Here is a 14,959-nt window from a genome sequence, read left to right as displayed (position 1 = left end):
TTGTTTTTGAAAATATTGAGAGAATTGGAATTTCATTAATGTTTGGAAATTTTAAAAATGTATTTTTTATTTGATAATTTATATTTTCCTCCTGTTTCAGAAGCTGATGAAGAAGGGATTTTGGCTGTTGGAGGCGATTTAAGCCCTGAACGGCTTAAACTTGCTTACAAAAGAGGAATTTTTCCATGGTTTAATGAAGGAGAATCGATTCTTTGGTGGGCACCAAATCCACGTATGGTTTTATTTCTGGATGAATTGGTTGTGTCCAAGAGTATGCGTAACATTTTGAATCGTAATCTGTTTACCGTTACTTTTAATACCTGTTTTAAAGATGTAATTTTGAATTGTCAGCAAATATTACGTGATGGTCAGGATGGAACATGGATTTCGGACGAAATAATCGAATCGTATTGTGAGCTTCATAATCAGGGAATTGCTAAATCGGTTGAGGTTTGGCAGGATGAGGTTTTGGTTGGCGGTTTATACGGAGTAGATTTAGGTCATGTTTTTTGTGGAGAAAGTATGTTTTCCAAGGTTTCAAATGCTTCAAAAGTGGCTTTTATATCTTTGGTGAAACATTTAAAAAATGAAAATTATAAATTGCTGGATTGTCAGGTTTATAATCCGCATTTAGATAGCTTAGGCTGCCGGGAAATTGATCGTGACGATTTTATGTCTATTTTAAAAAGTGAATAAAATGAGTGCTGTTTACATTGTAAAAGAAATTTATATTTATCCGATAAAAAGTCTTGCCGGAATTAGCTGTCAAAAGGCTTTTGCTGAAGAAATGGGTTTTGAAAATGACCGCAGATGGATGTTGCTGGACTCAGATAATCAGCATATCACACAGCGTGAATATCCAATAATGAGTCAGTTTTATCCTCAAATCTCAGATGGAAAAATTACAGTTACTTTTCAGGATCAGAAACATGAATTTTCAATCAGTGAACACTTAGATGATCAGATTTACACAAAAGTATGGGATGATAAAAGTTTTGTTTTCGAAGTAAATAAAGCGACTTCAAAATGGTTTAGTGATCATTTAGGATTTGAATGTAAATTGGTAAAAATAATTAAGGCAGGAGACCGCAAGCACGAAAGTTCAAGATCCAAAGAAACCTATAATGTCAGTTTTGCCGATGCGTATCCATACTTACTAATCGGAACAAAAAGCTTAGATTTTCTGAATGATAAATTAGAAGAAAAAATTACCATAAGAAGATTCCGTCCCAATATTGTTATCAGCAGCAAAAATCCCCATGAAGAAGATGATTTTGAACATTTTAAAATTGGAGAAGTTCACTTTAAAAATGTAAAACCCTGCGGAAGATGTATTATGGTTAACAATGATCCGCAGAGTGGAATTGTGAAAAAAGAACCCCTAAAAACATTGAGTAAGTACAGGAATTTCAACAATTCTGTTTTATTCGGAACCAATATAGTAGGTTTGAATCCTGGAATAATTCAGGTTGGTGATGAAGTTGTTTTTTAAAAATTAATTTTTGTAAAGCCCCAATCCAGAGTATTAAAAAGTACCAGTTCATTATTTAAAGAAGGTAAATCCAAAATTAATTTTAGTGTTTCATGTGCCATCATCGTGCCGATAATTCCAGGTAAAGTACCCAGAACTCCATTTAAATTACAATTTGGAACATTCTTCGCATCTGGCATTTCAGGAAACAAATCACGGAGATTTTTACTTCCGTTATGATTAAAAACAGCTACCTGGCCTTCGAATTTTAAAATACTTCCATACACCAGAGGTTTTTTTAAATTAACACAAGTGTCGTTTACCAGATAACGGGTTGCAAAATTATCTGAGCCGTCTACAATAACATCATATTGTTTAATTATCTGGGCTGCATTTTCAATCGTTAATTTTTCAGAAATAGCTTCAGCCTGAATTAAGGGATTTAGTTTCGAAACAATATTTTGGGCTACAATTGCTTTCTGCTGACCAATTTCGCTTTCAGTATATAAAATCTGCCTGTGAAGATTGTGGATTTCGATAGTATCAAAATCCATTATTCCAATAAAACCTACCCCGGCGGTAGCAATATATTGTAAAATAGGGCATCCTAAACCTCCGGCTCCAATAACCAGAACTTTTGCCTTTTTGAGTTTTTCCTGACCTTCGTCGCCAATTTCCGGTAAGATGGTTTGTCTGCTGTAACGTAAAAATTCTTTTATAATGCTCATTACTGTGAAATGTAAAATATTAGATCTGATGACTAAAGCTTCTGTCCCAGTCTTTCAAAACGGGTTCGTAGCCTGATTTTTTTATAATTTGTTTGATTTCTTCTGCAGAACGTTCATCACTGATTTCGAATTGTTCCAGAGTTTGTTTATCAACAACATAACCACCAGGATTTGTTTTAGAACCCGCACTCATGCTGGTAACGCCAATCGGAATAATATGATTTCGGAATTTTTCGTTTTCACGAGTTGAAATAGAAATTTCCAGATCTTCATTCCACAAACGATAAGCGCAGATTAATTGTGTCAGGTCTTTGTCATCCATAATAAAATTAGGTTCGATGATGCCTTCTGCAGGACGCAATCTGGGGAAAGAAACCGAATATTTGGTCTGCCAGTATTTCTTTTGAAGATAATCCAAATGCAGAGCATTGAAGAAGCTGTCGGTGCGCCAGTCTTCGAGTCCCAATAAAACACCCAAACCTATTTTATGAATTCCCGCATTTCCAATTCGGTCTGGAGTTTCAAGTCTGTAATCGAAATTTGATTTCTTGCCTTTGGTATGGTATTTTTTGTAAACTTCCTGATGATACGTTTCCTGATAAACCAAAACAGAATATACGCCAGCTTCGTGTAAACGTTGGTATTCTTCGGTTGAAAGTGGCTGAACTTCAACAGAAATAATCGAAAATTGTTCTCTAATTAAATTAATTGCATTCAGAAAATAATTAATATTTACAGTGTAATTAGCTTCGCCGGTAACCAATAAGACATGATCAAATCCTGTATTTTTTAGTGCTTCAACTTCCAGTTTTATCTCTGAGTCCAAAAGTGTTTTTCGCTTAATTTTATTGTCCAGACTAAAACCGCAATAAGTACAAATGTTTTGGCATTCATTGCTTAAATAAAGCGGCGCATACATCTGAATGGTTTTGCCAAAACGTTTTTTGGTAATTTCATGGCATTCCTGTGCCATTTGCTCCAAATAAGGCTGAGCAGTCGGTGAAATCAAAACCAGAAAGTCATCGAGATTTCTTTTGGTTTTAGCTAAAGAATATTCAACATCTTTTGATGTGGTTTGGTATATTTTTGATTGAATGGAATCCCAATTGTATTGTTCAAAAATAGATTTGAATGTTTTCATTTTTATTTTGGTTTCTCTCGCAGATTTTGCAGATCGCGCAGATTATATTTTATTTACTACTCGATGAATATTATCGAGAATATTTCCACAATTAAAATTGACTAACAACCCTAATTTTTTATTTGTCAATTTTAAATAAGTATTTAATTGTTTAAAATGGATAGATTTAATTTCGTCAATAGATTTTAATTCTACAATTACTTTGTCTTCTACTAATAAGTCTAATCGAAAATTAATATCTAAGTATACGTCGCCGTACTTAACAGGTACATCAATCTGTTTAATAACATTTAGCCCGTCTTTTTTTAATTGATAAAATAAAGCACATTCATAAATTGATTCTAATAAGCCAGGACCAAGTGTATTGTAAACTTTAAAAATTGATCCTCTTATTTGATATGAAATTTCATTTTCAGTCATAAAATTATTTTTGATGTAAACAACAAAAATAATGAAAAATCTTACTTTTTATTTGGGTATTCCAGAAAATAATCAGCTCAATCTCCAAAATCTGCGAGAGTCAAAATTTATTCATAAAGAAAAGAAGTCAAAGGACTGGAAGCCACAGCATAATTTTGCTGATTAGCGACTTTAGCCTCAAACGCTTTTCTTCCTGCAATTACTGCTTCTTTAAAAGCTTCAGCCATTAACTTTGGATTTCCTGCAACAGCAATTGCAGTATTGACCAAAACGGCATCAGCACCAATTTCCATGGCTTTTGCAGCGTCTGAGGGAGCACCAATTCCAGCATCAATAATCACAGGAACTGTACTTTGTTCAATAATAATTTCTAAAAAATCAATTGTTTTTAAGCCTTTGTTGCTTCCAATCGGCGAACCCAAAGGCATGACTGCAGTGGTTCCTGCATTTTCCAGATGTTTGCATAAAACAGGATCAGCGTGAATATACGGCAGAACAAAAAAGCCAAGTTTAGCCAATTCTTCAGTAGCTTTTAAAGTCTCAATGGGATCTGGCATTAAATATTTCGGATCCGGATGAATTTCAAGTTTTACCCAGTTGGTTTCGAGAGCTTCACGCGCCAGTTGAGATGCAAAAACAGCTTCCTTTGCATTTCTGGCACCTGATGTATTAGGTAATAAATTGATGTTTGGATGTTGTAAATGTGATAAAACAGCATCTGTATCTGTTTCGAGATCAATGCGTTTTAAGGCGACTGTGACCAATTCGCTTTCTGAAGCTAAAATGGCTTCTTCCATCTGCAGGTTAGAACCAAATTTACCTGTTCCCAAAAATAAGCGGGAATTAAAGGTTTTATCTCCTATATTAAATAATGACGTTTGCATATAATTTGTCGTTAAGTTGTTGAACCAGTTGTTCTTTTTGGAGGCTCTTTGTAATCATTCCGGAAACGGCAATACCATGAATACCTGTTTTCATAAGGCTTTCTATGTTTTCTGAAGTGATTCCGCCAATTGCATAAACTGGGGTTATAATATTTTCTGATTTCATTTTATTCAGTATAGAAGCATAACCTTCTGTTCCTAGAATTGGGCTTAGTTTTTCTTTCATTTCAGTAAATTGAAAAGGACCTAAACCAATATAATCACAGCCGTTTTTTGTCTGAAAAAGAATGTCTTCAAAAGTGTTTGCGGTTGCACCAATAATTTTTGTGTTTCCTAAAATAATCCGCGCTTCTGAAACACTCATATCTGTTAAACCTAAATGAACACCATCTGAAGCAATTTTCTGAGCAAGTAAAACGTCATCATTTACAATGAAATTTGCCAGGTACTCTTCGCATAAAGTTTTTACAGCTTCAGCTAAAACAAATTTTTTTTCAGAAGTTTGATTCTTGAATCGCATTTGTATCCAGTCACAGCCGGCATCCAGCGCCTGATGAATATTGTATAATTGTTTTTCGACTGTTTCGCCTTGTGAAATATATTGTAGTTTGTTAAACATAATGATAGCCAATTAATGATGGAGAGGAACTTAAGTATTTTTCGATATAAACTTTAGCCTCTAAACAAGCGGTTTTTAAATCATGCCCTAAAGCTAAATTTGCAGCGATTGCAGAAGACAATACACAGCCGGAACCGTGTTTGGGCAGGAAAGTGATTTTTGTCGGCAAAAGTTCGATAATATTATTTTTCAGAAATAAATAGTCGGTACCAAGGGCAGTACGATTATGACCTCCTTTTAGTAAAATTGCTGTAGGGAGTTCATTTTTTAACCAAAGTTTTTCAGAGATAAAATTAGGGTAGAGCTGAAGAATTTCGTCATAATTTGGAGTTATCAAATCAATTTTGGATAATGTTTTTTGTAAATCTGTTTGGTTTTCAATTGTTAAAAATTCAAATGCAGTAGAGGATTTCAATACAGTATCCCACACAATAATGGTGTTTGGGTTTAGTTTTTTTATCAAGGAAACAATTTCATTTAAATAAAAAAACGAAGGAACAATACCAATTTTAACCGATTTTACAGAATAGTTTTTGAATAACTTTTTGATGGATCGTAATACAAAATCAAGAGATGTCCATTCGATTTCGTAGAATTTACAATCGGTTTGAATTGTATTTGCAGTACTTATAGCTAATCCCTGCACCTGATGCTGTTCAAAAGTTTTAGTATCTGCTAAAATTCCGGCTCCTCCCGAAGGATCTAAACCTGCTATGCTGAGAGCGAAAGGACGATTTTTTGACATAGTTTAAAATTTTTAATTGGATTAGAGCTATTCCAGATTGTACCTAAAAGAGCAACATTATCGAAACCACTTTGTAGAGGCTTTTCAACATTGTCCGAATAAATTCCGCCTAAAGCAACTATTTTGGCATTAAAATTTTCTCTCTGTTTTATTTCTTCAAAAAGATTCGTTTTTGAACTGTAATTCTCTTTTGAAATACTAGGAAACACAGGACTCAAAAAAGCATATTCAAAAATGTTTTCCAATGCATTGAAATCTTCAATTGAATGCGTTGAGGTTGATAAAACCATATTTGAAATTAGAAGAGAACCAATTGTCTTTCTTTTTGTTTCAGAAAAATGAATTCTGTTAATCCCGAAGTCAGCTGCAATTTCATGATGATTGTGCAAAACAAGATTTCCCCGATATTTCTGTTTTATCTGATGAATGAATTTAGCGGTTTCTATTTCTGAAAAACCCGGTTTCCGAATATGAAGCAAAGACAATCCTTCTTCAAATAAAGAATCAATAATGCCGATTTCATTTGCAACAACCGAAGGATTTGTGATTACGATCATTTTTGAAAGTATTAAGAATTTAGTATTTAGTATTAAGACAGCAATTCTGTGTATAAATCTTAATACTTAATACAATAATCTTGATTCTTATTAAATATAAATCTCTTTTCCCTGTTCAATAAATTCTTCTGATTTCTCCTGCATCCCTTTTTCGGCAGCAGCGACATCCCTGATTTCCTGAGATATTTTCATAGAGCAGAATTTCGGTCCGCACATCGAACAGAAATGAGCCACTTTTGCACCATCAGCCGGAAGCGTTTCATCATGAAATTCTCTTGCGGTATCAGGGTCTAATGCTAAATTGAACTGGTCTTCCCATCGGAATTCAAAACGGGCTTTACTCAAAGCATTGTCACGATATTGCGCTCCCGGATGACCTTTTGCGAGATCGGCAGCGTGGGCTGAGATTTTATAAGTGATAACACCATCTTTTACGTCTTTTTTATTCGGTAAACCAAGATGTTCTTTCGGAGTTACATAACACAACATGGCGCAGCCGTACCAGCCAATCATCGCAGCGCCAATTGCTGAGGTAATATGGTCGTAACCAGGAGCAATATCTGTTGTCAAAGGACCTAAAGTATAAAATGGAGCTTCATGACAGTGTTCTAATTGTTTGTCCATGTTTTCCTTAATCATGTGCATCGGAACGTGTCCGGGACCTTCAATAAAAACCTGAACATCATGTTTCCAGGCTATTTTTGTCAACTCACCCAAGGTTTCTAATTCTGCAAATTGAGCAGCATCGTTAGCATCTGCGATAGATCCAGGGCGTAAACCATCTCCAAGAGAAAAAGCCACGTCGTATTGTTTCATGATTTCGCAGATTTCCTCAAAATGGGTATATAAGAAGTTTTCTTTATGATGAAATAAACACCATTTTGCCATGATTGATCCGCCTCGTGAAACGATTCCTGTTACACGGTTAGCTGTTAAATGAATATAGCGAAGTAAAACTCCCGCATGAATCGTGAAATAAGAAACGCCTTGTTCTGCCTGTTCAATTAATGTGTCTCTGAAAATTTCCCAAGTTAAATCTTCGGCAATTCCTTTTACTTTTTCCAAAGCCTGGTAAATAGGAACCGTACCAATTGGAACAGGCGAATTGCGAATAATCCATTCTCTGGTTTCGTGAATATTTTTTCCTGTCGAAAGATCCATAATCGTGTCAGCTCCCCAACGGCAAGCCCAGACTGCTTTTTCAACTTCTTCTTCGATGCTGGAAGTCACGGCACTGTTTCCGATATTAGCATTGATTTTAACCAAAAAGTTACGACCCACAATCATAGGTTCGCTTTCAGGATGATTGATGTTGTTTGGAATAATGGCTCTTCCGCAGGCAACTTCTGAACGAACAAATTCCGGAGTGATTTTGCTTTTTGGGGTATTGGCACCAAAACTATGTCCACTGTGCTGACATTGCATGGTTTTGGTTTGTTCGTTTAAAAGTTCGATTCGCTGGTTTTCACGAATCGCAATATATTCCATTTCAGGAGTAATGATTCCTTGTTTGGCGTAATATAATTGCGTTACGTTTGCGCCTTTTTTTGCACGTTTTGGCTGATGTAAATATTCAAAACGAAGGTGATTCAAACTTTCATCCTTTAAACGGGATTGTCCGTAATCTGAAGTTATTTCGTTTAAAATCTCAACATCATTTCGTTCTAAAATCCATTGTTCTCTTAAACGTGGAAGCCCTTTTCTGATGTTGATTTCTATGTTCGGATCAGTATAAGCTCCAGAAGTATCGTAAACAGTAACTGGTGGATTTTTCTCAACCCCTCCATTCGAAAGTTTGGTGTCGCTTAAATGAATTTCGCGCATGGCGACTTTTATGGGATGAATTTCTCCATCAATATATACTTTTCTGGAATTTGGAAACGGGGTTCTGGATATTTGTTCTTCCTGATTCATTCTTCTTTAGATTTGAATTACTATTGTTATTTTGATTGAAAATTTAAATTTCTCGTAACTGGTTTTCTGCCGGGGATAGAAGTGTAAAGCCCGTAAAGGAGAAAACCGTAAAAAACAAGGAATAAAAAAGCGACCAGCGGAAGCTTTGTTATGACTATGTTTTTGTAGTTGACGACTGCGGACTTGTAACGAATAGCCCGTTCGTGCAGCCTTAATTATCCTCCTTGGGTAGCAGAAATAATTAAGATTTCGTCAGTTTCGGATACAAAGTGCTGGCTCCAGTCTATTTTTGGAACAACGGTATTGTTAATGGCAACGGCGATTCCGTTCTGTTTGTTTGGAATTTCTAGATCGAGCAATGATTGAACGCTTAGCGATTCAGCATTGAATTGTTTGATTTGTTGGTTGATTTTTAGTTCCATTCCTTTTGAATTTTAGTTGTAGAGATGCACTGCTGTGCATCTAAAAACCTTAGGAATGGCTACAATTACGCACAAAAAAATGCGTGAAGAAGTCATCTTACTTTTCCCTACGCTAGTATGAACTAGATCAGGTTCAGAGGGTAAAATCTCAGCCTGCACGATGCAGACACCCCTAAAGTGTGAAGCAAATATAGATAATTTTTGTTTAAAGTTTCAAGTTTTAGGTTTCAAGTTGTGTTTGCGGTTAAGTTTTTTGCATTTTTTACCGTTATTTTAGTAACTTGAAACATGAAACCTGAAACAAAAAAACTTTTATTTAGTTCTTGTCCAGCAATCTTCGGCGTGATCATTGACCATTCCGGTGGCTTGCATGTGTGCATAAACAACTGTTGAACCTACAAATTTAAATCCTCTTTTTTTTAAATCTTTACTGATTTCGTCAGAAAGCGGAGTAGTGGCGGGAACGTCTTTTGAGGTTTTTGGATGGTTTATGATGGGTTTTCCATCGCTGAATTTCCAGATATAATCAGAGAAACTTCCAAATTCTTCCTGGATCTTTATGAAAGCCTGAGCATTAGAAACAGCAGCTTTAATTTTTAGTTTATTGCGTATGATTCCGGTATTTTGCATTAATTCTTCAAATTTTTCTTCAGAATACTGAGCTACTTTTTGATAATCAAAATGATCAAAAGCGATTCTGAAGTTTTCTCTTTTGTTTAAAATGGTAATCCAACTCAATCCGGCCTGAAAAGTTTCCAGAATTAAAAATTCGAATAGAGTAGGGTCATCATAAACAGGAACACCCCATTCTTCATCATGGTATTTTTTATATAAATCACTGGCGTTACACCAGCTGCATCTAATAATATTTGTGTTTTCCATCATCTTCCAATTTGCCAGCTGTATCCCTTAACACTTGGAATATAGGCTGAACGGCCAATTATGATTAAATTATTGTATACTTTTTTATTGTATTTGATACCAATAGCTTTGCCGGAGGTATACATCTTATTGGATCTGAATGTTACTCTCATTCGGCCGTCTTCAAGTTCGGCATCAGATACTTTTTCGATAAACCAGGTGGAATGCCATTTTACTGCGAGCTCGTTTTCGGCTGTTTTGGTTACACTTTTTACAAGTTTGACTGCCTCTTCCGGGATTTTAAAGTTTTGAGTTAATTGGTCTTGTGTTAGCGTCTGACCAATTTTAGTGAGAGAAAGTATTTTTCGCAAATTGACAAAGGTCATTAAATTCTCGTGGGCTTTTTTTCTTATATCTGAAGTATTTTTTTCTGAAGTAGTTTGGGGTTTGTTAGTTTGAGAAATGGTGGAAATTTTCTCTTTTTCTGAAAAAACGGTTTTTTTAGGGGTATTTGAATTTTTTCTCAAATCATTTGTAATGGAAATTGTGTCTAAGGACGTATTTCTGGTGTTTTTTTGAGAAACAGAAACAGATTTCAGTTTATTTACAGGGTACACTATTTCTTTTTTGGGCTGTTTTTTTTCGTCATTACCGCAGCTTATAAAGAAATTGGGGATTAAAAGTAATATAACGATACTGTTCCTTTTCATGGTTGTGAAGTTTTAATCTTTGGGATGAGGATCTTCTTCTAAATATTTTTTAATCAAATGATGCCCGGCATAAATTAGCGGAGTTAGTAAAATTGCAACCGAAAGCTTGAATAGGTAACCCGTTAACCCTGATGAAATATAGGTGTCAAAATCAATTTTTCCGGGAAGCCAAAAAGCGATTCCGAGAACAATGAAAGAGTCAAATAATTGCGAAATTATGGTAGAACCTGTTGCTCTTAACCATATTTTCTTTTCTCCGGTTCTGTTTTTAAAAAACCAGAATATCCAAACATCAATAAGCTGCGATGCCATAAAGGCTATAATACTTCCGACAATAATCCACATGCTTTGACCAAAAACAGCCTGAAATTGTTCATCATTTACTGGGCTTATTCCTTTTGCAGCCGGTATTACGATTGACATAAATAATATCAAAAAAGCATAAGCAATTAAACAAGCTGTAATGAGAGATAATTTTTTAACCCCCTTTTCCCCAAAATATTCATTAATCAAATCAGTTGTCAGAAAAACAATTGGCCAGGGTAAAATTCCAATGCTCATTACAAATGGTCCTATCTGAATTAATTTTCCTCCAATAAGTTCAGCGACAACAGCATTAGTTATAAAAATTCCTGCCAGAACTACAAAAACAATTTCCTTTTTGGTTTTAAACATAAATATTCACAATATATATACAGATTTTCAAAGTTAATTCTTTTTAAGTTGAAATTAATTTAAAAATTCGTCATTAAGGATTGCATCGTTAACTGTTTTTTCTTTTTCAAAACTTGCTCTTGGATGATTGTCATTTAGGGATTCATTGATAATCAATTCATACTTTTCTTCTAGATTTTCTTCTTCATCTATCGGGATCATGTTAAAAGCCTTAAAAGCCAAAGGATTTATTTCTTTGTTTTCTATTATAAAAGCTATTGGAAATAATTGATTTTTAGTTATTTCTGTTTCTTTGTTTTTTGTGCTGATTTTGTAAAAATAGAATGAAATTTCTTTACCATTTTTTTCAATCAATTTCTTTTTTAATAACGAAACAGAGTCTTTTTTGGACAAATTTTGAAAATTTACAACGGCAGATTTGGAGATTTCTTCATCCGAAAAACGTACAAACTCTTTCTTATTTTGATTTAAAAGTAAATTGATAGTTACAAATTGTGTTTTTGGATCTTTTAAAAACTCTTCAATTTTAGATGAGGTCAATTTGTTGTGGATAATTCCTAATCTGACCAATTCTATATTTAATTCGGGAATATCCAGATTTTTTATTTTTTTCAGAATCTCTTTTACTGCATTGTCGTCAGCATAATTATAGATTAAGTTAGTGTAGTTTATCAGATCTGTTAATGATTCTGTAGGTTCGACAAATGAATCAATTGCTTCTGCAGTTTCTTCTGTATCCTCATTTTTCTTGTTTTTTTGATTCCAGCTTGCCACTCTTTTATATTCCAGTTTTGTGTTGGTTAGAATAATTTTTTTAAATGCCTTTATTTTATTGACAGATATTAATTTTTTCTCTAATAACAAATTACAGAAATCAATAATAGGTTTATTGTATTCTTTGATACTATAATACTGAAAAATTTCAGGGAACAATTCTTTACTGTTTTCAGGATCACTTTCAAAAGAGTTGAAAAGGCTTGTTATTTCATATTGATTGTCAGAAATAGGCAAATCATATTCAAATAATTCATTGATTTTTTTATATCCTGCTTTTGATTTTTGAAGTGAAATGCTTTTTAGAATACTAATTTGGACATCAGTTTTAACAGATTCTTGTTTGTAATAATTTTCCAGAAAAGGAATGACTCTTTCATCGTTTATTTGTCCTAATTTTTGTAAAAGTGCAGAAAGGGCATCCGTTTCATTTTCTTTAAAGTTAAATGTGGTGATGAAATTAGTGATACTCTCCACATCATTTTTTGTAATATCCAGATTGTACACAGATTTTAGTGCAGAGTATCGAATAGTATCTTTTTCGCTTTTGGCATCTTCTATAAAAAGCTTGATTTTATCTTCATAACGATCTGTTTTTTTGTTTTCTGCAAAAGCTAATGATTCAAAAGTTTTTTCTATAAATGAATCATTATTTTGATAGTTTTTCTCTACTAAAGTGCTCAGTAAGTAATAGGTGTTGTTTTTATAAAGAGCTTTATATTTAACCGCCTGAACAGCATCTGGCTTAGAAACTGTTGCATTAATGGTGTAACTGTTTTCTTCTTTATTAAAAGTAGTATTTTCATTCAGCAACTCATAATTGTTTGTTTTGTCAATTAGCATTTTATCCCAAAGAGATTTTGAAAATCCTTTTTTCTTATATAATTCAATATTTAGCAATGAGGTAAGATTTCCATACGATTCACTTTCGTCATCATAATAATCTTCATCAAAATCCTCCTCAAATTGTTTTAAAAATGCTTTTTTTAATTTGTGCTGAATGGAATCAATTGGTAAATAACGTTCGTATTTATGGTATTTATGATATTCTAAGTTTATTTTTCTGCCCGTTTCAGAATTAAAAACCTGATATTGATTTACTTCCCTAAAAGTGTTTTTCGCTTCGTATTCTTTTGTTTTTCGCTTCAAAAATAGATTTTCATTTTCTCTTTCAGGAATTTCTATTTTATAATTAGCTGTTGAATCAATTAGTATTTTCGTTTTTGATTTATAATCGAAAGGCGCAACCAAAAAGGAATTAAAAAAGCGGTTTGTATTTGTTTCGGATGCATTTACGGTTCCTAACAAATAATATTTGTTTCCGTGTACAATTGTTTTAAGATTGATTTTTCTGTCTCCGATAGCAGATGATGAAATAAAAGAATTGTCGACTTTGTTATAGCTCGTTTTCGTAGAATCAGTATCATTCTGTAAATAAAACTGATAATGAATCTGCTTTTGCTCATACTCGGAGTTTTCTAATAAAGCAGTATCATTAAGAGTTTTTTCCCTTAAAAAATAATATCCTTTTTCCTGATTATCATAAGCCTGAATATCAATATTGGTTCCTTTTTCAAGACTGTTTCCAAAGACCAAATTAAAAGAAGGGATTTCTATTTCAAATCCTCCTTTCACCGGTTTTATTTTCTCCCAGTCATTTTTAAAAGGCTTTATTTTTATATTATCAAAAACTCCGTTTTCATATTGACGCACATAATTTGCGGGTCCGGTCATAGAGACTGAAATAATTTCTAAAGGAGTTATGTAAAATCTTGAATGTTGGCTGTTGCCGGTTTTAGTGATGTTTTTTATATCATATCCGGAATAGTTAGGCTGCTCAAAATATTTTTTTTCAATAATATCTCCGGCAATTTTTTCAAAAAACAAACTGTCTAACGACTTGGAATTGTATAATATATCGCTCTTTTTAAGGAAATAATTTAGAGGAATCCTTTTGATGGTAATAGCGCCTCCGTTTGTAAAATCCGGTGATCCTAAAATTTCATTTTCTTCTATAACAGTATTGTATAATGGCATTTGTACCATTTTATCTTTTGTAAAAGAAGCAACAAAATTAGGATTTGGGAAGTAAGCTTCAATTGTCTTCTTTTGATTTTTTCCATTCTCTGTAAAAGCATCTGTTATAGGTTTCACTGTATATCCTTTACGTTTTAAAATCTCAATCATTCCATCATTTCCGGCAAGATGAGCAGCTCCCACAGCAGAAAATAAACTTCCGGTTTTAGCAATAGAATCTATGCTGTTGGCCATGATTTTATTTCGGTTAACAATAAGAGCGTCGTGAGCTTTTTTTGAGAACATTAGTTTATAGATAGAATCCAGCATAATGATATCTTTCTCTCTATAGTATTCTTTAAGGGCTTCTGTCGGGTTTCTGCTCTTTAATATTTTCATTAAAGGAACTTTATTCTCTTCCTTAGGTTTTGCATCCTCATCTTCTATCTGAAGTATAGAAAGTATTGATTCTTTAGCATTTTCTAAACCAACAATTTTTTTCTTATATTTTTTTCCGGTTTGAAAGATAAACATGTCAAGAACTGTGTTTTCCTGAAAATCGGCCTGTTGTCCTTCAACACCGGAGAGCATACTTCTAAAAAAACGGGAACTATCATTATTAAAAATAGTTTTTACATTTTCTTTTGTTGTTGGAAAAAGATAAAATTCTGTATAAAATTTGTTGTACAGATTGTAATTATCACCTCGCATTAGATCATTAAGGTCAGTCCATGTTTCCGGATTACTCTCATTAGCTACAATATCAGAGTTTAAAAGATTTTTGAAAAAAGAATCGGATAAATGGAAAGAAATTTTATCATTAACATGCATTGTGCCGTATAAATAAGAGTTTTTGGTGAGGCCGTTGCCTGATATTTCCCAAAATAAACTTTTGTTTTGAGCCTGAACAAATGAAGTTATCAATAATGAAATTAAAAGTAGTTTTTTCAATGGGTTGGTTTTATTAGTTTTGCTGAACAAATATAGGATAGAATCCTGTTAATTTGTTAATGGATTTAGAT

At 33.4% G+C, this 14,959-nt stretch carries 15 protein-coding genes and 1 riboswitch; of the genes, 2 read left to right on the top strand and 13 right to left on the bottom strand.

Features of this window, described 5'->3' with window-relative positions:
• The first annotated feature begins 57 nt into the window (after positions 1–57).
• Positions 58–696: a leucyl/phenylalanyl-tRNA--protein transferase gene (gene aat / locus GWR14_RS09600; RefSeq protein WP_163408811.1), complete on the top strand. Its 639-nt coding sequence runs from the start codon at positions 58–60 to the stop codon at positions 694–696.
• A gap of 1 nt (position 697) precedes the next feature.
• Entirely contained in the window at positions 698–1,492 is a 795-nt protein-coding gene (locus tag GWR14_RS09595; RefSeq protein ID WP_163408810.1) for an MOSC domain-containing protein, read from the top strand.
• Here GWR14_RS09595 and GWR14_RS09590 read toward each other — a convergent pair.
• From GWR14_RS09590 to GWR14_RS09530, 13 genes are all read right to left on the bottom strand, one after another.
• The gene (locus GWR14_RS09590) at positions 1,489–2,199 is read right to left on the bottom strand and encodes a HesA/MoeB/ThiF family protein (protein ID WP_163408809.1); all 711 of its coding nucleotides are present in this window, start codon (positions 2,197–2,199) and stop codon (positions 1,489–1,491) included. The genes GWR14_RS09595 and GWR14_RS09590 overlap by 4 nt on opposite strands.
• 19 nt (positions 2,200–2,218) lie before the next feature.
• Positions 2,219–3,340 (bottom strand): 2-iminoacetate synthase ThiH, encoded by a 1,122-nt coding sequence (gene thiH, locus GWR14_RS09585; protein ID WP_163408808.1) that lies wholly within the window; start codon positions 3,338–3,340, stop codon positions 2,219–2,221.
• A 42-nt stretch (positions 3,341–3,382) separates the two neighbouring features.
• On the bottom strand, positions 3,383–3,760 hold the full coding sequence (locus GWR14_RS09580) for a GxxExxY protein (RefSeq protein ID WP_025572562.1): 378 nt from the start codon (positions 3,758–3,760) through the stop codon (positions 3,383–3,385).
• 107 nt (positions 3,761–3,867) lie between these two features.
• Positions 3,868–4,644, bottom strand: a complete 777-nt coding sequence (locus GWR14_RS09575) for a thiazole synthase (RefSeq protein ID WP_163408807.1) — start codon at positions 4,642–4,644, stop codon at positions 3,868–3,870.
• Entirely contained in the window at positions 4,625–5,263 is a 639-nt protein-coding gene (locus GWR14_RS09570) for a thiamine phosphate synthase (RefSeq protein ID WP_163408806.1), read from the bottom strand. The genes GWR14_RS09575 and GWR14_RS09570 overlap by 20 nt, the downstream gene beginning before the upstream one ends.
• Positions 5,256–6,008 carry a hydroxymethylpyrimidine/phosphomethylpyrimidine kinase gene (locus GWR14_RS09565; protein ID WP_163408805.1) on the bottom strand — a complete coding sequence of 251 codons (753 nt, stop codon included), beginning with the start codon at positions 6,006–6,008 and terminating at the stop codon, positions 5,256–5,258. Before GWR14_RS09565 ends, GWR14_RS09570 begins: the two co-directional genes overlap by 8 nt.
• A complete protein-coding gene (locus tag GWR14_RS09560) occupies positions 5,975–6,565 on the bottom strand; it encodes a thiamine phosphate synthase (protein WP_163408804.1) in 591 nt (196 codons plus the stop codon). Before GWR14_RS09560 ends, GWR14_RS09565 begins: the two co-directional genes overlap by 34 nt.
• Before the next feature lie 90 nt (positions 6,566–6,655).
• Positions 6,656–8,479, bottom strand: coding sequence for a phosphomethylpyrimidine synthase ThiC (gene thiC, locus GWR14_RS09555; RefSeq protein ID WP_163408803.1), 1,824 nt, complete (start codon positions 8,477–8,479; stop codon positions 6,656–6,658).
• A 215-nt stretch (positions 8,480–8,694) separates the two neighbouring features.
• A complete protein-coding gene (gene thiS / locus GWR14_RS09550; RefSeq protein ID WP_163408802.1) occupies positions 8,695–8,901 on the bottom strand; it encodes a sulfur carrier protein ThiS in 207 nt (68 codons plus the stop codon).
• Between the two features lie 87 nt (positions 8,902–8,988).
• Positions 8,989–9,085: riboswitch (TPP riboswitch) on the bottom strand.
• A 128-nt stretch (positions 9,086–9,213) separates the two neighbouring features.
• Positions 9,214–9,783: a DNA-3-methyladenine glycosylase I gene (locus GWR14_RS09545; protein ID WP_163408801.1), complete on the bottom strand. Its 570-nt coding sequence runs from the start codon at positions 9,781–9,783 to the stop codon at positions 9,214–9,216.
• Complete coding sequence (locus tag GWR14_RS09540) at positions 9,783–10,472, bottom strand: hypothetical protein (protein ID WP_163408800.1); 690 nt, start codon at positions 10,470–10,472, stop codon at positions 9,783–9,785. Before GWR14_RS09540 ends, GWR14_RS09545 begins: the two co-directional genes overlap by 1 nt.
• A 12-nt stretch (positions 10,473–10,484) precedes the next feature.
• Entirely contained in the window at positions 10,485–11,147 is a 663-nt protein-coding gene (locus GWR14_RS09535; RefSeq protein WP_163408799.1) for a queuosine precursor transporter, read from the bottom strand.
• A gap of 54 nt (positions 11,148–11,201) precedes the next feature.
• Complete coding sequence (locus GWR14_RS09530) at positions 11,202–14,888, bottom strand: TraB/GumN family protein (protein WP_163408798.1); 3,687 nt, start codon at positions 14,886–14,888, stop codon at positions 11,202–11,204.
• Between the last annotated feature and the right edge of the window lie 71 nt (positions 14,889–14,959).

Origin of the sequence: Flavobacterium ajazii, from assembly GCF_010614725.1 — a bacterium.
Classification (GTDB): domain Bacteria; phylum Bacteroidota; class Bacteroidia; order Flavobacteriales; family Flavobacteriaceae; genus Flavobacterium; species Flavobacterium ajazii.
Note: the sequence above shows the minus strand (reverse complement) of the source record. Positions and strands in the feature narration are given on the sequence as shown.